This window comes from Spirillospora sp. NPDC048819, assembly GCF_040650055.1.
Lineage (GTDB): Bacteria > Actinomycetota > Actinomycetes > Streptosporangiales > Streptosporangiaceae > Spirillospora.
The window spans coordinates 202233-221502 of the sequence record NZ_JBEZGN010000005.1 but is presented as its reverse complement, the minus strand read 5'-3'; the positions used below and the strand labels follow the sequence as shown (position 1 = coordinate 221502).

14 protein-coding genes are annotated in these 19270 nt (G+C 74.0%); 9 read left to right on the top strand and 5 right to left on the bottom strand.

Going from position 1 to position 19270, the window contains the following annotated elements; translation table 11 throughout:
* Positions 1-17: 17 nt before the first annotated feature.
* Both AB0C35_RS10335 and rsmI read right to left on the bottom strand, forming a co-directional pair.
* Positions 18-353: a hypothetical protein gene (locus AB0C35_RS10335; RefSeq protein WP_358452768.1), complete on the bottom strand. Its 336-nt coding sequence runs from the start codon at positions 351-353 to the stop codon at positions 18-20.
* A gap of 191 nt (positions 354-544) precedes the next feature.
* Positions 545-1378 carry a 16S rRNA (cytidine(1402)-2'-O)-methyltransferase gene (gene rsmI / locus AB0C35_RS10330; RefSeq protein ID WP_358452909.1) on the bottom strand — a complete coding sequence of 278 codons (834 nt, stop codon included), beginning with the start codon at positions 1376-1378 and terminating at the stop codon, positions 545-547.
* An 82-nt stretch (positions 1379-1460) separates the two neighbouring features.
* Here rsmI and AB0C35_RS10325 point away from each other — a divergent pair, with 82 nt between their 5' ends.
* Positions 1461-3152 (top strand): phospholipid carrier-dependent glycosyltransferase, encoded by a 1692-nt coding sequence (locus tag AB0C35_RS10325; protein ID WP_358452766.1) that lies wholly within the window; start codon positions 1461-1463, stop codon positions 3150-3152.
* Between the two features lie 15 nt (positions 3153-3167).
* Here the strand turns inward: AB0C35_RS10325 and AB0C35_RS10320 are convergent, their stop codons facing one another.
* On the bottom strand, positions 3168-4370 hold the full coding sequence (locus tag AB0C35_RS10320; protein ID WP_358452764.1) for an MFS transporter: 1203 nt from the start codon (positions 4368-4370) through the stop codon (positions 3168-3170).
* A gap of 134 nt (positions 4371-4504) precedes the next feature.
* Here AB0C35_RS10320 and AB0C35_RS10315 point away from each other — a divergent pair, with 134 nt between their 5' ends.
* The 4 genes from AB0C35_RS10315 to AB0C35_RS10300 all read left to right on the top strand — a co-directional run bounded on the left by AB0C35_RS10315 (position 4505) and on the right by AB0C35_RS10300 (position 9023).
* Positions 4505-5560, top strand: coding sequence for a LacI family DNA-binding transcriptional regulator (locus tag AB0C35_RS10315; RefSeq protein WP_358452762.1), 1056 nt, complete (start codon positions 4505-4507; stop codon positions 5558-5560).
* 35 nt (positions 5561-5595) lie between these two features.
* Positions 5596-6675 (top strand): magnesium transporter CorA family protein, encoded by a 1080-nt coding sequence (locus tag AB0C35_RS10310; protein WP_358452760.1) that lies wholly within the window; start codon positions 5596-5598, stop codon positions 6673-6675.
* 106 nt (positions 6676-6781) lie between these two features.
* Complete coding sequence (gene bla, locus AB0C35_RS10305) at positions 6782-7765, top strand: class A beta-lactamase (protein ID WP_358452758.1); 984 nt, start codon at positions 6782-6784, stop codon at positions 7763-7765.
* Positions 7766-7772: 7 nt separating this feature from the next.
* Entirely contained in the window at positions 7773-9023 is a 1251-nt protein-coding gene (locus tag AB0C35_RS10300) for an MFS transporter (protein ID WP_358452756.1), read from the top strand.
* A gap of 14 nt (positions 9024-9037) precedes the next feature.
* Here AB0C35_RS10300 and AB0C35_RS10295 read toward each other — a convergent pair whose 3' ends face one another.
* A complete protein-coding gene (locus tag AB0C35_RS10295) occupies positions 9038-10687 on the bottom strand; it encodes a penicillin-binding transpeptidase domain-containing protein (protein WP_358452754.1) in 1650 nt (549 codons plus the stop codon).
* A gap of 125 nt (positions 10688-10812) precedes the next feature.
* Here AB0C35_RS10295 and AB0C35_RS10290 point away from each other — a divergent pair, with 125 nt between their 5' ends.
* From AB0C35_RS10290 to AB0C35_RS10275, 4 genes are all read left to right on the top strand, one after another.
* The gene (locus tag AB0C35_RS10290) at positions 10813-11940 is read left to right on the top strand and encodes a LysR substrate-binding domain-containing protein (protein ID WP_358452752.1); all 1128 of its coding nucleotides are present in this window, start codon (positions 10813-10815) and stop codon (positions 11938-11940) included.
* Positions 11937-12857, top strand: a complete 921-nt coding sequence (locus AB0C35_RS10285; protein WP_358452750.1) for a serine hydrolase — start codon at positions 11937-11939, stop codon at positions 12855-12857. Before AB0C35_RS10290 ends, AB0C35_RS10285 begins: the two co-directional genes overlap by 4 nt.
* A gap of 108 nt (positions 12858-12965) precedes the next feature.
* Positions 12966-15932, top strand: a complete 2967-nt coding sequence (locus tag AB0C35_RS10280; protein ID WP_358452748.1) for an AAA family ATPase — start codon at positions 12966-12968, stop codon at positions 15930-15932.
* A gap of 52 nt (positions 15933-15984) precedes the next feature.
* Positions 15985-17529 carry a toprim domain-containing protein gene (locus AB0C35_RS10275; RefSeq protein ID WP_358452746.1) on the top strand — a complete coding sequence of 515 codons (1545 nt, stop codon included), beginning with the start codon at positions 15985-15987 and terminating at the stop codon, positions 17527-17529.
* A 245-nt stretch (positions 17530-17774) separates the two neighbouring features.
* Here the strand turns inward: AB0C35_RS10275 and AB0C35_RS10270 are convergent, their stop codons facing one another.
* Positions 17775-19061, bottom strand: a complete 1287-nt coding sequence (locus tag AB0C35_RS10270) for an amidase (protein ID WP_358452744.1) — start codon at positions 19059-19061, stop codon at positions 17775-17777.
* Between the last annotated feature and the right edge of the window lie 209 nt (positions 19062-19270).

Here is a 19270-nt window from a genome sequence, read left to right as displayed (position 1 = left end):
CCACCAGGCGTGCGCGGCTACCAGGCGTGCAGGCGGCGGAGGTGGAACACCATCGCCACGTCGTCGCCGCTGCGCGCCTCCGGCACCTCGCCCCGCTTGGCCGGTACCGCCGACAGCGCCTTGACGTTCTGGCTCTGGCAGCGGGGGCAGCACCGGTCCATCCAGGGCGTCATGCAGGGGTGCCCACCGCGCTCGTAGATGACGGCCTCGTGCCCGTGCCCGTCACCGCAGTGGCGGACCTCCAGCTCCTCGTTCCAGGTCGTCGAGCAGTTCAGACACTCGAAGACCCACGCTTCATGGGTCGACCATGCCTCCCGCACGGCCATCACCCCCTCGGTGACGCCCTCTCCCACATGTCGCCTTCCACGGATCCGTGTTCCCCGTCCGCGGAAGGCCCGTGACGGGCGCACACCGCGCCCGCCGTCCGCCGCTTCCACGTTATTCCCAGGACGAGCCGATTGGATCGCTCCGAAGCCGGTCAGTTTCCTAGCGGCACTGCCAGCATTTCCCAGCCGCGCTGCCAGCAGGACCGCGTCCGGCGGGGTTACTTCTTCGCCTGGACGACGGCGTCGTAGACCACGCGTTTCGGGGTGCCGTTCTCCTTGGCGACGTCCACGATGGCCTGCTTGCGGGGCGTCCCGGCGTCCACCCGCGCGGCGACGGCGGCCGCGAGGTCGGCCGGATCCGACAGCCCCTCCGGCTCGGGCGCGCCGCCGACCACCAGCGTGATCTCGCCGCGGACGCCGTCGTCCGCCCACGCCGCCAGGTCGCCGAGCGTCCCCCGGCGGACCTCCTCGTAGGTCTTGGTCAGCTCCCGGCAGACGGCGGCCGGACGGCCGGCGCCGAACGCGTCCGCCATCGCGGTGAGCGTGCCGGGCAGCCGGCGCGGCGACTCGAAGAACACCATCGTGCGCGGCTCGCCGGCCAGCGCGGCCAGCCGCCGGGACCGCTCGCCCGGTTTGCGCGGCGGGAAGCCCTCGAAGCAGAACCGGTCGGTGGGCAGGCCCGACACCACCAGCGCGGTCGTGACGGCGGACGGCCCGGGCAGCACCGAGATCGGCACCCCTTCGCCGATCGCCGCGCGGACGAGCCGGTATCCGGGGTCCGACACGCCCGGCATCCCCGCGTCGGTGATCACGAGGACGTCCCGCCCGGACAGCAGCTCCTCCAGCAGCTCCGCCGCCCTGGCCTTCTCGTTCTGGTCGTAGTACGACACGATGCGCGCGGTGAGCTCCACGCCGAGGTCGCCCGCGAGGCGCCGCAGGCGCCGGGTGTCCTCCGCCGCGATGACCGGGGCGTCCGCCAGCGCGGCGCGGAGCCGCACGGACGCGTCCTCGGCCCGCCCGATCGGCGCGGCCGCAAGCAGCAGGGTCCCCATCACGCTCCCATTCTCCCAGCGGGGGGACCCGCGAAAGCCCATGAGGCGCCTTGCGGCTTGGGCGACGCAATAAACTCGCCCAATGGCGACAACGGATCTGGTCCCCGCCCCGGCCGTTGGGTCCCGGCGAAGGCCGCCCCCGCTCCGGGAGTGGCTCGCGCCCGCGATCCCGGGCAGCCCGCTGCTGGCCTGGCTGGGCCCGCTGCTCGTGACGCTGTTCGCGGGCTACCTGCGTTTCGACGGGCTGGGGACGCCGAAGACGGTCGTCTTCGACGAGACCTACTACGCCAAGGACGCCCTGGCGCTGCTGGAGTTCGGCTGGGAGCACAACACCGTCGAGAACGCCGACAAGATGCTGATCGCCGACCAGAACGCCGACATCTGGGGCGAGGGCGCCGCGTTCGTGGCGCACCCGCCGTTCGGCAAGTGGATGATCGCGATCGGCGAGTGGATCTTCGGCGCGACGCCGTTCGGGTGGCGGTTCATGGCCGCCCTCGTCGGGACGCTGTCGGTGCTGATCCTGTGCCGGGTCGCCCGCCGGATGACCGGCTCGACGCTGCTCGGCTGCGCCGCCGGGTTGCTGCTGGCGCTGGACGGCCTGCACTTCGTGACCAGCCGCGCGGCGCTGCTCGACATCTTCGTGATGTTCTGGGTCCTCGCCGGGTTCGCGTGCCTGGTGAACGACCGCGACCGCTCCCGCCGCGTCCTCGCCGAGAAGATCGAACGCGGGGACGCCTCGGTCTACGGGCCGTTCCTCGCGCACGGCTGGCGGTACGGCGCGGGGATCTGCCTCGGGCTGGCCTGCGCCACCAAGTGGACGGGCGTCTTCTATGTCGCCGCGTTCGGGCTGATGGTGGTGCTGTGGGACTACGGCGCCCGCCGCGCGGCCGGGGTCCGGGCGCCGTTCGCCGGGACGATGCTGCTGGAGGCGGTTCCCGCGTTCGTCCAGATCGTCGTGGTGGGGCTGGTCACCTACGTGGCGACCTGGTGGGGCTGGATCTTCAGGCCCGGCGGCTGGGGACGCGGCGACGTGTCCGGCAATCCGCTGTGGCGGCCGTTCGAGGCCCTGCCGGACCTGTGGCGCTACCACGGGCAGATCCTCGGTTTCCACAGCGGGCTGGACGACAAGCACCCGTACCAGTCGTGGCCGTGGGACTGGCCGATCCTGCGGCGTCCGGTCGCGTTCTTCTACACCGAGCCGAAGAACGCCTGCGGCGAGGCGGGGCGCTGCTCCCGCGAGATCCTCGGGATCGGCACGCCCGCGCTGTGGTGGGGCGCGCTGGTCGCGCTGATCGCCGTCGCGTTCATCTGGGTCATGCTGCGGGACTGGCGGGCCGGGGCGATCCTGCTCGGGTTCCTCGCCGGCTGGCTGACCTGGTTCCCGTCGGCGTTCAGCGAGCGCACGATGTTCCTGTTCTACGCGACGCCGGTGATCCCGTTCATGGTGCTGGCGATCGTCCTCGTCATGGGGTACCTGATAGGGTCGGCACCCGCCGCGGTGGGGGGCGCGCACGCGGCCCGTCCGGGCGAGGACGGTTACGACGATGCGTATGGACCCGGCTCACCCGGTCCCGACGCGTTCGGGCCGTCCGGTGCGCACCGGCCGGAGGCAGTCCAGGCGGCGGGGATGCGGCGGCTGATCGGCGCCGCGGCCGCCGGGGCGTTCCTGCTGGTGGTGCTGGCGAACTTCGCGTACTTCCATCCGATCCTGTCGGCGCAGACGATCCCCTACGACGACTGGCACGAACGGATCTGGTTCCGGTCCTGGGTGTGACGGTCCGCGGCGCGTTCAGGCCGTGGCCTCGGCGGTGAGGGCGGGCGCTGTGCGGGGGCGGAGCGTCCGGGCGCCGAGAAGGCAGAGCGCCAGGGCGAGGACACCGCCGATTCCGGCCCCGGCGAACGCGCCCGGGACGCCCGCGACGTCCTGCCCGACGCCGGAGACGAAGGAGCCGACGGAGCCGCCGGCGCCGACCGCCGCGACGACCCACGCGAAGGCCTCGGTGACGGTCCCGCTCGGCGCGAGCCGGTCGACGAGCGCGAAGCTGCACGCCAGCACGGGCGCGAGGAAGACGCCGCTGACGAACGCGAGCAGCGACATGACCGGCAGGCCGGGCGCGAGGACGAGCGGGATGTACCCGGCGGCGAGCGCGGCGAGCAGCCACGCCAGCCGCCGGTGCGGCTCGCCCGCCCATGGCCGGGCGCCGTAGACGAGCCCTCCCACGAGCGCGCCGCCCGCCATGCAGGCCAGCAGGAGCCCGGACGCCAGGTCGCGGCCGTACCGTTCGGCGTAGGCGACGACGGCGACCGCGTAGACGCCGAGCGCGATGCCGGCGCAGGCGAGCGACAGCAGCAGGATCCGCAGCCCCGGGGACCGCAGCGGCCCGGCCCAGTCTGCGGCGCGCGGCCGGCCCCGCCATCTGCGCGACGGCCCGGACAGCGCGACGACCAGCGTCCCGGCGATGCCGAACGCGCCGGTGAGCAGCAGCGCCGCCTCGGTGTTCACGACGGCCGCGGCGACGACGAGCAGCGGGCCGACGGTGAAGAGGATCTCCTGGGCGGCGGCGTCCAGCGCGTACGCGGCGTCGACCTGCTCCTGGCCGTCCAGGACGTCCGGCCACAGGGCGCGCAGCCCGGCCTCCAGCGGCGGGGTGGCGAACCCGGCGACGACCGCCGCGATGACGGCGACCGGCAGCGGTTCGGCGCCGACGACGGCGAGGAGGCCGAAGCCGGCGGCGGCGACGCACGCGGCCGGAAGCAGGACGCGCGGCTGGCCGAGCCGGTCCATGGCGCGGCCGAGGACGGGCTGGCCCGCGGCCGTCGCGAGGCCGAAGACCGCGGCGAGCGTCCCGGCGAGGGGGTATCCGCCGCCGTCCGCGCGGATGTGCAGCACGACGGCGAGCATCCCCATGCCGTTGGGCAGCCGGCCGAGGAGGGTGCCGCCGAGCAGCCTTCCCGCATACGGCCTCCGCAGGAAGACGACATAGCCGCGCATCGAGGCCCCCGAAGATCCAGTCATACGTATTACGCCCAGGGTCATACGTACCACTTCGGAGGCGTCCGGCTCTAGTCTGAATTGGACCCAATCCGGTCCGCGTTGGTCCCGAACCACTCCGCAGGGAGGCGCAGGTGTCCTTAGTCGGCCGTCCTACCAGCAAGGACGTGGCTCACGAGGCCGGGGTCTCGCAGTCCACGGTCTCGCTCGTGCTCGGCGGCAAATGGCGGGGCCGGGTCTCCCCCGCCACCGCGCACAGCGTGCGCGGCGCGGCCGAACGCCTCGGCTACCGGCCCAACCAGGCCGCCCGGAACCTGCGGCTCGGCACCACCCGGACCGTCCTGCTGATGGTCCCGACCCTGACCGCGCCGTTCTTCGGCCCCGTCTACACGGGCGCGGCGCGGGTCGCGGCGCGGCACGGCTTCGGCGTCGTCGTCTCGACGTGGCCGGACGACGCGGCCGGGCCCGCCGACAGCCCGTTCGCGGCGCCGGACGAGGCGATCGACGGGATCCTCGCGTCCTCGATGGCCGTGGAGACGCTCGGCCGGTTCCGGGAGACGCCCGCGGTGATGCTCGACAGCGGCCCCGCCGCCCGCTCCGGCGGCTCCGTCGCCGCAGCCGGCGTCCCCACGGTCGACTTCGGCGTGCCCACGGTCGACTTCGGCGTCGCCGACGGGATGCGCGCGATCGCCGGCCACCTCACGGGCCTCGGCCACCGCCGGATCGGGCATGTGGCCGCCGCCGTCGACCAGTGGACGTTCCACGCCCGCGCCGGCGCCCTCGCCGCCGCCGTCGCCGCCCTGCCCGGCGGCCGGCTGACCCGGTCCACGTGCGCGATCGACGTCACCTCGGCCAAGGAGGCGGCCGGGCGGCTGCTGGACGGCCCCGACCGCCCGACCGCGCTCGTCTGCGACGACGACCTGATCGCCGCGGGCGCCTACAAGGCGGCGCGGGCGCGCGGCCTGGACGTCCCGTCCGACCTGTCGGTCACCGGGTTCGACGACGTGCTGCTCGCGATCGCGCTGGAACCCGAGCTGACCACCGTCCGGCTCCCCGCGGAGGAGCTGGGCGCGCAGGGCATGACGGCGCTGCTCGACCTCCTCGCCGGCGGCCGTCCCGCTCCCCGCGTCCTGCCCGGCGAGCTGATCGTCCGCGATTCCACGGCGGCCCCGGCGGCCGGCACCGGGTGACTCGTGGGCCGGGCGAGGCCGGGTATGAGCGGCCCATGGATTCTCGTCCGCCCCGTCCGTCCCGATCGCCCCGGCCGTCGCGGACCGCCCGGCCGTCTGAAACCGACATCGAGGCGCATCCGGCGAACCGCATCGGCGCGGCGCCGCCACGGACGCGGGCGTGGCGGGGCGGCAGGCTCCAAGCCGAGGGTTTCCCCGTCCACGAGCTGCGCGAGTACCTGCGGCAGCCGGACGTCGTCGTGTGGCTCGACCTGTGCGGTCCGCGCCACGAGGATCTCCACGTCATCAGCGACGAACTGGCACTCGACCCGGTCGCGGTGGAGGACGCCGTCTCCCGGGACGAGCGGGCCAAGCTCGACCGCTACGACGGGTACTCGTTCCTCAACGTGTACATCCCCGTCCTGGACGGCACCGACCTCACGCTGCACGAGCTGTCCGCGTTCGTCTCCGAGCGTGCGCTGGTCACGGTGCGGCAGAACCCCGACCTCGACATCGACGAACTCGTCCGGCGCTGGGACGGGACCGCCGGCGCCGACCTGGGCGACACCGGCGCCTCCTGGCTGCTGCACGGCATGCTCGACCTGGTCGTGGACCGGCAACTGGAGGCCGTCGAGGCACTCGACGACGAGGCCGACGCGGTGGAGGAACTGGTGTTCGGCGATGAGTTCCCCGTCAAGGAGATCCAGCGCCGCAGCTACCGGCTGCGCAAGGCCCTGGCCGGCCTGCGGCGGATCGCGCTGCCCATGCGCGACGTCCTGAACACGCTGCTCCGCCGCGATCTGCGACTCGTCCCGCCGCCGCTGGTGCCCTACTTCCAGGACGTCGGCGACCACGCATGGCGCGTCGCGGAGTGGACGGACGCCGTGCGCGAACGCGTCTCCGACCTGCTGGAGACGCGGCTCGCGCTGCAGAGCAACCGGGTTAACGAGGTGATGAAGAAGCTGGCGGGCTGGGCGGCGATCGTCGCGGTGCCGACCGCCGTCACCGGTTTCCATGGGCAGAACGTCCTGTTCCCCGGTGCCGAGGACCGCTCCGGTTTCATCACCAGTACCGTCATCATCGTCGTCTCCTGCGTCACCCTCTACCTGATCTTCAAGCGCCGGGACTGGCTGTAGTACTGCCGTATCCGCAGTTCACCCCATATCTATATTCAAACGGATATCAATGTTTCTCCAATATCAATATTGGACATCGCCGTCGCGGCTCTGGTGTGCTCACCGCATGCGAACGAGATCAACCCGCCTCGGAACCGTCCTCGGAGCCACCGGCCTGACGCTCTCCCTCCTCTTCGCCACCGCCGGATGCGGCGGCGGCCCGGAGACCGGGGCCGCTACCGCGACGCCCCAGAGCGCCACCGCTCCGCTGCACGCGGGGACGGACCGTCCCGCCCCGTCCCAGGGCACGGTCAGCACACAACTCCGCGCACTCGAGAAGGCCCGCCAGGTCCGCATCGGCGCGTATGCGATCGATACCGGCAGCGATCGCGCCGTCGGGTATCGCGCCGGCGAGCGCTTCCCGTTCCTGTCCACGTTCAAGGCCCTGGTGTGCGGCGCCGTCCTGCAGAAGGCCCGCCGCTCGGATCCCGGCCTGATGGACCGCGTCATCCGCTACGAGGAGACCGACCTCGTCGACTACTCCCCCGTCACCGAGAAGCACGTGAAGACCGGCATGACCGTCGCCGAACTCTGCCACGCGGCGATCACCGTCAGCGACAACACCGCCGGGAACCTGGTGCTGAAGCAGATCGGCGGCCCCGCCGCGCACACCGCGTTCTTCCGCTCGCTCGGCGACCCGCTCAGCCGGCATGACCGCTGGGAGACCGCGCTCAACGACTGGAAGCCGGGCGAGCGGCGCGACACCCTCGTGCCGCGCACCTGGGCCCGCAGCCTCCGGGCGCTCACCGCGGGGGACGCGCTGGCGCCCGCCGACCGGGCCCGCCTGATCGGCTGGATGAAGGCCTCCGAGACGGGCGCCGACCGTATCCGCGCCGGGCTGCCGGCGGGCTGGACGGCCGGCGACAAGACCGGCACGGGCGGCACCTACGGAACCGCGAACGACATCGCGGTCGCCTGGCCCCCGTCCGGCGGCGCGCCGCTGGTCATCGTGGTGACGACCAACCGGCGGACGGCGGACGGCGCCGCCGACGGCGCGGCGATCGCCAAGGCCACCGCCGTCCTGGTCCGCGCCCTGCGGCCGGCCGGCTAGAGGCGCGATGGTCCCGGGCCGAACCAACGCCTCCGCGCGTCCCCTCCCGGCCCGGGGCCCGTCCCCCGGCCCGGAGGCGCCCGCCGGGAGATCCGCCGACCGCCGGATCATCCTGGTGGTCGCCGCCATCCAGATCGCCATCGGACTCGGCTTCTACGCCGTGTTCGGGCACGTCGTCGCCCATATGCGCGACGGCGTGGGCCTGGCCGCCGGGACGATCGGCCTGGTGCTCGGCACCCGGCTCCTCATCCAGTACACGCTGCTGCTGCCGGTCGGGGCGCTGACGGACGCGCTCGGCGCGCCCCGGGCCGGGACGCTCGCGTGCGTCATCCGCGCCGGCGGATTCGGGCTGCTGGGCACGGCGGACGGCATCGCCGGGCTGGCCGCCGCCGCCGTCCTGCTCGGTGTCGGCGGCGCCCTCTACCATCCCGCCGCCCAGTCGCTGGTCGCGGGACTGTCGCCCGCCCGCCGCCCGGGCGGCTACGCGACCTACCTGATCAGCGGGCACGTCTCCGCGGTGATCGGCCCGCCCGCCGGACTGGTGCTGCTGGCCGGCGGCGGCTTCCCCGTCCTCGCGGCGGCCGCGGCGGCCGCGTGGGGCATCGCCGCCGCCCTCTTCCTGCTGCTGCCCGCGGGCCCGCGCGTGCCCGGCGCCCCGGAGCCCCGGACGCTGGCGCGGAGCCTCGCCGCGGTGGGCCGCGACCGCCGGTTCCTCCGGTTCGCCGTGGTCGTCGCCCCCTCCACCCTGCTCGCGACCGCGACCACGACCGTCGTCCCGCTGAAGGGCTTCGGCTCCGGCTGGGCGACGGTGTTCTTCTGCGCGGCCGCCGCCGTGATCGCCGCCGTCCAGCCCTGGTGCGCCACCGGCGGCCGGGCCGGCAGTCCCCGCGTCGTGCGTGCCGGGCTGCTCCTGTCGGGCGCCGGATACCTGGCGCTCGTCCCGCTGGACGGAACCGGGCTGACCGGCGGGGACGCCGCGCGGGTCGCGGGGCTGCTGACCGCGGCCGTCCTCAGCGGGCTGGGGGCGGGCCTCCTGCAGCCGTCGATCTTCCAGGTCGTCGCCCGGCACGCGCCGCCCGGACGGGTCGGCGCGTACCTCGGGACGTCGTCGTTCCTGGCCGGGATGGTGGCCTTCGCCGGCGGCCTGGCCGTCGGCGCGCTCTTCGACGCGGGGTCCGCCGGCGCGGCGGCCGCGCTCACCGGCCTGGCCGTCCTCGCGCTGCTGGCCGCCTGCGCCCGCCCGCAGACGACGCCGTGACCCCCGCCCCCGGGTCAGAGGGCCTTCAGGAACTTCGCGGCGATGGGCGCGGCCGCTTCGGCGCCGGTGCCGCCGCCCTCGACGATGACGGCGAAGGCGACGTCCTTGCGGTAGCCGATGAACCAGGCGTGGGTCGGCGGTTCCTCGCCCGACCCGTACTCGGCCGTCCCGGTCTTGCCCGCCGTCCCGGACGGGAAGCCGGCACCGGACGCGGTCCCCTCGCTGACGACGGCGGGCATCAGCGCCTGCAGGGCCTTCTCGACCGCCGGCTCCAGCTTCTTCGGCGGCACGGGCTTGCGGCCCTCGGCGTCGGCTGCCTGCGAGGCGACGTCCGCCTCGACGACGCGGGGCGAGCGCCAGGTGCCGTCGGCCGCCGCCGCCGCGACGCTCGCCATGTTGAGCGGGCTGGTCAGCACCTTGCCCTGGCCGAACGACGCGGACGCGAACGCGGTGTCGTCCGCGTTGCCGGGGAACGCGGCGCGGACGGCGGGCAGCCCCGCGATGATCGGGACGTTGAACCCGAACTGGCCCGCGACCTCGGCGAGCCGCTTCTCGCCGAGCTTGTCCACGGCGAGCCGCGCGAACGTGGTGTTGCACGAGTGCGCGAACGCCTCGCGGAACGGGATCGTCCCGAAGTCCTCGTGCTGGTAGTTGTGGAAGGAACGGCCGCCGATCGTGGTCGTGGCCGGGCAGGCGACCTTCGTGCCGACGCCCAGACCGTCCGCGACGAGGGCGGCGGCGGTGACGACCTTGAACGTGGAGCCGGGCGGGTACTGGCCCATCAGGGCGCGGTTGTACCCGCCGGGCTTGTTCGCCACGGCGAGGATCTCGCCGGTGGACGGGCGCAGCGCCACCATGGACGCCGGCTTGCTCGCGTCGCCGAGCGCCTTGCCCGCGGCGGCCTGCACCTTCGGGTCGATGGTCGTCTTCAGGGGCTCGCCGTCGGCGCCGCCGAAGCGCTGCAGGGTCTTCACCTCGTCGTCCTCGGCGTCGACGATCTGCGCGGCGAGGGCGGGCGTCCCGGCGAGGCGGCGCTCGTACTGCTGGTGCAGGCCGCCGGTGCCGACGGCGTCGCCCTCGCGGTAGGGCGCGCCGAGTTCCTTCGCGGCCTCGGCGGACGCCACCCCGAGCTGCCCGGCGAGCTGGCGGGCGGACCCGGACGGCGATGTGCTCAGCACGCTGCCGTCCGCCGCGAGGACGGCGGCGCGGTCGGGCCAGTCGCGGGCCACGCGCAGCCGCTGCCCCTCCTTGAGCCCGGGATGCAGGAGCTGCGGCGACCACCGGACGAGCCACTCCCCGTCCCGCTCGACGAGCGGGAGAGCCCCGTCGTACTCGAAGGTCCGGTCGCCGGCGAGCGTGAGTTCGGCCGTGTAGGACCCGCCCGCCTCGCCGTCGTCCGGATCTCCCACCGAGGCGACGGTGTAGCGCTGGCGGACGACGCCCATTTCTTCCCGCATGCCGGTGACGCGCTTGTCGAAGTCGGCGGGCGGCCGGTCGGTCAGGGCCTTCATGGCGGCGGTGTCGCCGCCGCTCCAGGCCGCGAGGTAACGCTCCGCGGTGTCCCTCGGGTCGTCCCCCCGGCGCAGGAACCACACCGCCCCCGCCCCCACGATCACGACCACCACCGCGACCGCCGCGGCGATGATCACACGGGTTCGGTGCATGTCGAACTCCCTTCCCCTGTGGCAGGGCTCCTTGGATGAAGACACAAGAACACCAGCCGCACCCCGGAATGTCCAAGATTGATATCAGTGTCACAGAGATACGAATATTGATATCGTCGCTGGTCGTGAACGTCGTGGGGCATCTGCGCTGCTTCGTCGTCGTGGCCGAGGAACTGCATTTCGGCCGCGCGGCGGAGCGTATCGGCATGGCGCAGCCGCCGCTGAGCCAGCGGATCCAGCGGCTGGAGCACGAGCTCGGCGTGCGGCTGTTCGACCGGTCCAGCCGCAGGGTGGAGCTGACCGCCCCGGGAAGGCTGCTGCTGGACGAGGCCCGTGACATCCTCACCCGCGTGGAACGCATCTACTCCGTCGCCGAGCGCGCCAGGCTCGGCGAGATCGGCACGGTCCGGGCGGGCCTGCCGAGCGACCTCGGCGGGCCGATCGTCGCCGCGCTGATCGCCGCGTTCCGGGACCGCCGCCCCGACCTGCGGCTCGACCTGCGGGAGACGGGAACGGCCGAGCAGGTCCGCGCACTCGCGGAAGGCGCGCTGGACGCCGGGATCGTCCGGCACCCGTGCGACTCCCGCGACCTGGAACTCGGCCCGATGCTCGCCCAGCCGCTCGGCGTCCTCCTGCCCACCGGCGAACCCCCTACCGGCGCAGACCCGACCAACGCACCCCCTGCTGGCGTAGACCCGACCGGCGCACCTCCTGCCGGCGCAGACCCGGCTGGCGCATCCACTGCCGGCGCAGACTCGACCAGCGTATCCACTGCCGGCGTAGGCCTGGCCGGCGCTGGTTCTGCGGGCGCGGGGCTCGCCGCAGGTCCCGAGGTGCATCTCGTCGACCTCGGCGGGCACGACCTCGTGGTGTCGCCGCGCGAGGAGGCGCCCGGCGCGCACGACGAGCTGCTGGCGGCCTGCCGCAGGCACGGCTACGCGCCCGCCGCCGTCCACGAGGCGCGGCACCCGCAGTTCGCGCTCGGCCTCGTCCTCGCGGGGACGGCCGTGGCGCTCGTTCCCCGGGTCGACGACACGGCGGGCGTGACGTGGCGTCCGCTGGTGGGCGAGCCGCTAGTGCGGCGGACGTCGTGCGCGTGGCGGCGGGCCGCCGACCCCGAGCACGCCCGCGCGATCGCCGACTTCACCGCCGTCGCGACCGCCGTCCTGCGCAGCGAGGCCGGTATGACACCGCTGGACGCCGCACCGGCCCGCCGTGTCATTCCCCGCCCGTCCTCGGGATTCCTGGCATGAGCGGGCCGGGGATGCGGGGGTCGCAGAACATCCGGGTGGACGTGACGGAGCGCATCGAGGCGGAGTTCCATTCCGCAGGTGTGACCGGTTTCCTGCACGTCACGGACATGGACACCGGGCGGGAGGTCGCGGTCCGCGCCGACGATCCCGTCGTGCTCGCGTCGGTGTTCAAGGTGCCGCTGCTCGTCACGTTCCACCGGCAGGCCGCCGAGGGCCTCCTCGACCCCGCCGAGCCGGTCACGCTGCGTCCCCAGGACCGCACCGCCGGCCCGACCGGGATCTCGGCGATGCAGGACGAGGTCCGCATGTCGCTGCGCGACCTGACCCTCCTGATGATCACGGTGAGCGACAACGCGGCCGCCGACGCCGTCCTCGACCGGGTCGGCCGCGACGCCGTCAACGCGACGGCCGCCGCGCTCGGGCTCCGCGACACCGTCGTCGAGGTCAGCGGGCGCGAACTGCACGAGACCCTGCTGGCGGACGCCGGCGCCGACACGTTCGCGGACGTGTGGACCCGGCTGGACGAGCCCGGCGTCGCGGCGCGGCTGCGCGCCCTCGACCCGCTGCGCACGAGCCGCAGCACGCCCCGCGACATGACCCGGCTGCTGTCCATGATCTGGCGGGACGAGGCCGCGCCGCCCGACGGGTGCGCGGCGATGCGGCGGCTTTTCGGGCTCCAGGTCTGGCCGCACCGCCTGTCGTCCGGGTTCCCCTACGACGACGTCGTCGTGAGCGGCAAGACCGGGACGCTGCCGACCCTCCGCAACGAGGTCGGCGCCGTCGAGTACCCGGACGGGGGCCGTTACGCCGTCGCGGTGTTCACCCGGTCGCTGCTGCCGATCGCCGTCCTGCCGCACGCGGACGCCGTCATCGGCACCGCCGCCCGCATGGCCGTGGAGTCTCTTCGGCGCCCCTGAGCATTTTGCGAACGGTCCAATATCACCGATCCGCGTGACCGCTAAGCCAGCACTCCTTCGGGAAACATAAGCTGTACCCCGGCTTTGATCACTCATGGGGAGAATTCGTTGCGGCTGCCGGATCATCTGGAGCTACTGCTCACCGACGAGCCGGTGCTCGACGTCTACTCGCACGGTCCATGGCGCGTCCCGGACGGGCTGTTCGAGGAGATCTCGGCGCGGATCGACGGGCTGGCGGCCGACCCTCGGGCCGCGGAGCTGACGACCGACGAGCACAAACTGCTCACGCTGCCGGCGGCGCTGGTCACCGCGGAGATCTTCGGCATCCTGGCGTTCCTGCCCGGCGGCGGCGCGATCAAGGCGGGCTCGTGGTCGCAGCTGCCCGAGCGCCTGCTGTACCGGCATCTGGTCAATCCGGGGCCGCTCAGCACCCGGATGACCCGCTGGGACGCGCCGGGCGGCCGGTGGCGTCCGCCGGTGGACTGGCTGATCGAGGCGCCCGACCGGGAACTCGCGATCGACTTGGCGCGCGACTGCCTGTCCGTCCTGGAGGGCATCGAGCCGCTGGAGGAACGCCGCAAGGCGCTGCTGCGGCTGTACGACGACGCGCCCGTGTGCGACGTGAACCTGCCGAAGATGGAGCTGCGGGAGCACTGGCACGCGCACGCCGGCGACGACATCGTCACGGCGCTGCCCGAGCTGCTCGGCCCGGTCGGCTACCTGGAGTGGGTGTGCGCGGGGCTGCTCGCGTCCTACGAGAAGCTGACGGAGGCGGCGCCGCGCGACGAGAGCGTCGAGGTCCACCTGATCCAGCTGCTCCTGCAGGGCAGCATGGAGCACGTCCCGGCGGAGCTGTCCGCGGCGCTGGGCGAGGACCGCTACCGCGAGCTGCAGCAGCGCTTCGTCGTCGAGCGCCGCGGGTTCAAAGCGGGCGCGTGGCAGGAGCGGACGCGGGCGTGGCTCGTCCGGGCGATGGTCGCGGGCGCCGCCGACGCCTGCCGGGGCTGGCTCGACATGGCGATGCGGTTCTGCGCGATCGTCCAGGGCCTGCCCGGCGACCCGTGGTTCCCGAAGGCCGAATGCATCCCCGTCGGCCAGTTCCAGACGGACCTGCGGCGCCTGTACGCGCCGCGCCGCCGCGTCGTCAACCCGCTCACCGAGACGTTGAAGAGCGTCCCGGAACCGGCCGGGGACGCCGAGATGCGGCGGGACGGGCGGGCCGCCGCGCGGGCGGAGATCGCGACATCGCTGGTCGAGCAGCCCGAGGTGGTCGAGGCGCTGGACGAGCTGACCCGCGGCAACGAGCCCGTCCGGCTGCTGATCTCCGGTCCCGACGGCACCGGCAAGCGCGACGCGGCGCAGGAGCTCGGCAGGGCCCTGGCGTTCGGCCGCGACCCGCACTGGCTCACCGACAACCTGTTCACGGGCCAGCGGCTGTCGGACGCCGTCGCCAAGCTCCACGCCGACGCCCGCGACTGCGCCGGCGACCGGCTCCTCATCATCGAGGGCCTCGACGGCATCGTCACCGACCCCGGGAACGGGGAGGCCATCGCCGCCGAACTGCACCGGCTGCTGGCCGTCCACCCCGATCTGCACCTGGTGGCGCTGTGCGGCACCGACGGCGAGGAACGGATCCGCGACATCAACCCCGTCCTGCCGCAGCGGTTCCGGATCGCGCGGACCCGGCCGTTCACCGCGCAGGGCCACGCCGAGCTGTTCCGCCGCGCCCTGGCCGCACGCGGGGCCCGCGGCACCCGGCAGGCGGTCGAGGCGGCGGGCGCGCTGCTGGCCGCGACGCCGCCGATGCAGACGCTCCGCAACGCCCGCCTCGCCCCCCACCTCGCCGACCAGGTCGTCGCCGCGGCCCGGGCACGGACGACACCGGACGCGAACGCAGCGGGCACCGGACCGGATGCCGCGGTCCCGGCCGCCGCAGCACTGGACACCGCAGTCCCGGCCGCCGCAGTCCCGGCCGCCGCAGTCCCGGCCGCCGCAGTCGCAGACACCGCGGCAACGGACACCGCGGCATCAAACGCAGCAGCTTCGAACGCAGCGGCGCCGGCCGTGGCGGCCGGGCTGGTCATCCGCAAGCAGGACATCCCGGAGACGCTGGACACCTCGCAGGCCACCGGCAACCCGCTCGCCGAACTGCGCGACCTCACCGGCCTCGACACCGTCAAGCACGAGATCGCGCTGCTCGTCGCCGGGACGCACGCGGCGCGGCTGCGCAGCGAGTCCGGGCTGACGATCACCCCGCCGACCCGGCACATGGTGTTCACCGGCAACCCCGGCACCGGCAAGACGATGGTGGCCCGGCTGCTCGGCCGCATCTACAAGCGGCTCGGGGTGCTGTCGTCCGGGCATCTGGTCGAGGCGTCCCGCGCCCACCTCGTCGGCGAGTACATCGGGCAGACCGCGCCCCGCACCCGCCGGCTGGTGGAACGCGCGATCGGCGGCGTCCTGTTCATCGACGAGGCCTACACGCTCACCCAGTCGCCGCTGAAGGGCGACTACGGGCATGAGGCGATCGCCGAGCTGGTGAAGCTGATGGAGGACCACCGCGACGACCTCGTTGTGATCGTGGCCGGGTACGAGCAGGAGATGGCGGAGTTCCTCGTCGCCAACCCCGGCCTGGACTCCCGCTTCCCCAAGCAGATCCACTTCCCCGACTACACCGACGACGAGCTCATCACCGTGTTCGGGCAGCTCGCCGCCGCGGACGGCTTCCGGCTCGCCCCCGGCACCGAGGAGGTCCTGCTGACGATGCTGCGCCGCGCGCCGCGCGGCCCGTCGTTCGGCAACGGCCGCCTGATGCGCAACATGCTGGACGTGGCCGTCGCGAACCAGGCCGACCGTGTCGCGTCCGCCGCCGTCGCCGCCGGCAGGGACGGCGGCGCGAAGGCCGGCAAGGGCACGAAGGTCGCTAAGGGCGGGCGGGGCGGCGAGGACGGGCGGGGCGGCAAGGGCCGCAAGCCCCCGAAACCGCCCACCAAGAAGGAACTGATCACGCTCACGGCCGACGATCTGCCCCCGCTCCTGGACCATCCGGAGGAGTTCTTCGGCCTGTACCTCTGAGCGGGTATGACCTCAGGCGGCTTCCCCGCCCGCCGACGGCGAGGAGGCTGCCATGGCGCACGGTCTTCCGGGGGACGAGCGCTTCCTGCGCGGCATCGCCGACCGGGAGACGGCCCGGCTCCGGGACGGCACGCTGCCCTGGTCGTGGTGGCTGGAACGCGCCGTCCTGCATGGGCGGCGGCACGGCTACCTCGGCATCCTCCTGATCTGCGCCCAGTGGCGCGGCGCCGTCGACGTCCGCTCCTACGAGGAGTGGCGTTCCGCGGGCCGCCAGGTCAGGAAGGGTGAGACGGGCATCCGTGTCCTCGGCCGGGCCGGTGCGCCGCGAGCCGTCTTCGACGTGTCGCAGACGGACGGGCTCCCGCTCCCGGCCGCCACGGCGCCACCCGCCGAGGCCGCGCGCCGGTTCGCGGCGTCGCGTCTCACCGTGGACGGCTCTGGCCAAGGCGTGCGGCGGGTGGAGGCCGACTCCGTCGCGTTCCTGGTGGCGGCCTGGCTCGGGTTGGCGCCGTCCATGCCCGTCTTCCCGGCGAGAGCGTTCTGGGCGGGCCCCGGCATGGGCGACCGGATCCTCCGCACGGCCCGGCGCATGTACGAGCAGGCGTCGGGCGCGTCCGAGCACGGGATCATGCCCGACGCGCACCGGTTCTTCCGCGCGCGGCTCGCGGAGAGCTGGGTGCCCGGCTACCTCGCCGGACGCGGATTCCCAGCGGGCGTGCAGCGGCGATGGCGGATCGGGTACGCGCCGGACGACGCCCGTTCGGACGCCCGTTCGCTCACCGGGCATCTCCGCACGCTCGGGCACGGCGACGACGAGATCGTCGCGTCCGGCCTGGCACGTCGCGGGCCCGGCGGCCGGCTCCGCGACACGTTCCGCGACCGGGCGGTGTTCGCGATCCGGACGGCGGACGGCGCGGTCGCGGGCTTCATCGGCCGCCGCCGGGACGGCGCCCGCGGCCCCAAGTACCTGAACGGGCCCGACACCTCCCTCTTCCACAAGGGTGAGCTGCTGTACGGCCTGCACGAGGCCCGCGACCGGCTGGCCGCCGGCGCGCGTCCCGTGATCGTCGAGGGGCCGCTGGACGCGATCGCGGTCACCGTCGCGGGACCCGCCGAGTACGCGGCCGTGGCGACCTGCGGGCTCGCCCTCACCTCGCCGCAGGTCGACGCGCTCGCGACCATCGCGGACCTGGACGGCGCCGGTGTCCTCGTCGCGCTGGACGGCGACCCGGCGGGACGGTCGGGAGCCGTCCGCGCATGGGACAGACTCGCCGGGATCGGCGGCCCGGTCGACACCGCCGCGCTGCCCACCGGACGCGACCCCGCCGGCCTGCTGCACGCCGGTGGCCGCGCCGCCGTCCTCCGCGCGCTCCGCACCCGGACCCCGCTGATGGACGCGGTCGTGGACGCCGCGCTCGAACGAACCGGCGGGGCACTCGGCGGCCCGGAGGAACAACTCGCCGCGCTCCGCGCCGCCTCCAAGATCATCGCGACCCGCCCGCCGGAGGCGGCGCACCAGGTCGTCCGCGTCGCGGCGCGCATGAACGTGCCCACCGCCCTGGTCACCGAGATCCTGATCGACACCGTCAGCCCATGACCCGAACAGGCCGCCTCGTGCGAACCGCATCGTGCGGACCGCACCAAGCGAGCCGCATCGTCCGAGCCGCACCGTCCGAGCCGCCTCAGAGCGGGCCGCCTCAGAGCGGGCCGCCTCAGTGCGTGGCCGCGCGTGCGGGCCGCATCAAGCGGGCCGGGTCAGTGCGGGAGGCGGGCCGCATCGTGCGGGAGGCGGGCCGGGTCAGTGCGGGAGGCGGGCCGGGTCAGTGCGGGAGGCGGGCCGGGTCAGTGCGGGAGGCGGGTGGCGGCGTCGAAGAGGAGGGTTTCGGCGCCGGGGCGGGTGATGAGCTGCGCGCCGACCGGCAGGCCGTTGACCGTCCCGGCGGGGACGCTCAGCGCCGGAAGGCCCAGCACGTTCCACGCGCACGTGAGGCTCACCAGCGTCGACACGTGCGGGCCGAGCGGGCCTTCGATCTCGCCGATCTTCGGCGCGGTGATCGGGAGGGTGGGCATCGCCAGGAAGTCGTAGCGGTCCAGCAGCCCGGCGACCTCCCGCGCGAACCGCTCCCGATCGCGGACGGCACGAAGGTAGCGCCAGCCGGAGGTCCGGCCGGCGTTCTTCAGGCGCTCGAGCGTCGGCGCCTGATACAGGCCGGGGGCCTCCGCGACCCGCTCGGCGTGCACGTCGTACGCCTCGCTGTCCTGGATCGCGCGGAAGACCCGCCGAATCTCGAGCAGGTCGATCCGCTCGGACGGCGCGTCCGGGAACAGCGCCCGGACGGTCCGCTCCACGTCCGGGTCGATCTCCGACGCCTCGATCCACGCGACACGCCCGTGCGGTGCGCTCTCGTCGACCGGCGACGGGACGGCCTCCGCCGGGCCGGTCAACGCGTGGTAGGCGATGCGGCAGTCGGCCGCGGACCCGGCGAGGACCCCGACGTGGTCGAACGACGGTGAAAGCGGGAACACGCCCTGGGTGGGGATGGCGCCGTAGGCCGGTTTGAACCCGGCGATGCCGCAGAACGCGGCGGGGATCCGCACCGACCCGCCCGTGTCGGTGCCGAGCGCGAGCGGGACCACGCCGGCGGCGACGGCGACGCCGCTGCCGCTGCTGGAGCCGCCCGACATCCGCTCCCGGTCGCGCGGGTTGCGGACCGGCCCGTTCACCGACACGTCACCGGTGCCGCCGTACGCGAACTCGTGCGTGCCGGTCTTGCCGACGATCACGGCTCCGGCGTCCCGCAGCATCGTCACGCAGACCGCGTCGGTCTCAGCCACATTCCCGTCGAAGTGCGCCGAGCCCATCCCCGTCGGGAGGCCGGCTACGTCGATGATGTCCTTCACCGCGACGGGCACGCCGTGCAGCGGGCCCCGGTCGACGCCGGAGGCGAGTTCCTCGTCCGCCCACCTGGCGGCGGCCTCGGCGCCCTCGGGGTCGAGGGTCACGAAGGCGTTCAGGTCCGGGTCGACCGACTCCAGGGCCCGCGCCACCAGCCCGGTCGCCGACTCGTCGCCCGCGCGCAGGCCACGCCCGATGTCCGCAAGCGTCCGTCCCGTGAAGAACCCGCCCATGTAGCCTCCCGTCCGTCCAGCCTCACTGTCTGCGTAGCATGACAGACCACGCATGACTGCCCGTCGGCGTGGCAACGGATCCGCCCGTCGCTCTCCGTCGCGCGCTCGTCGCTGAGCGTCAGCCTTTTGTCGCGGAGATGCGACCGCCGACCGACCCTCCGTCCGGACGCGTAAACCTACGCGCGAGTAGGCGGCAGGCTTCAACGCAC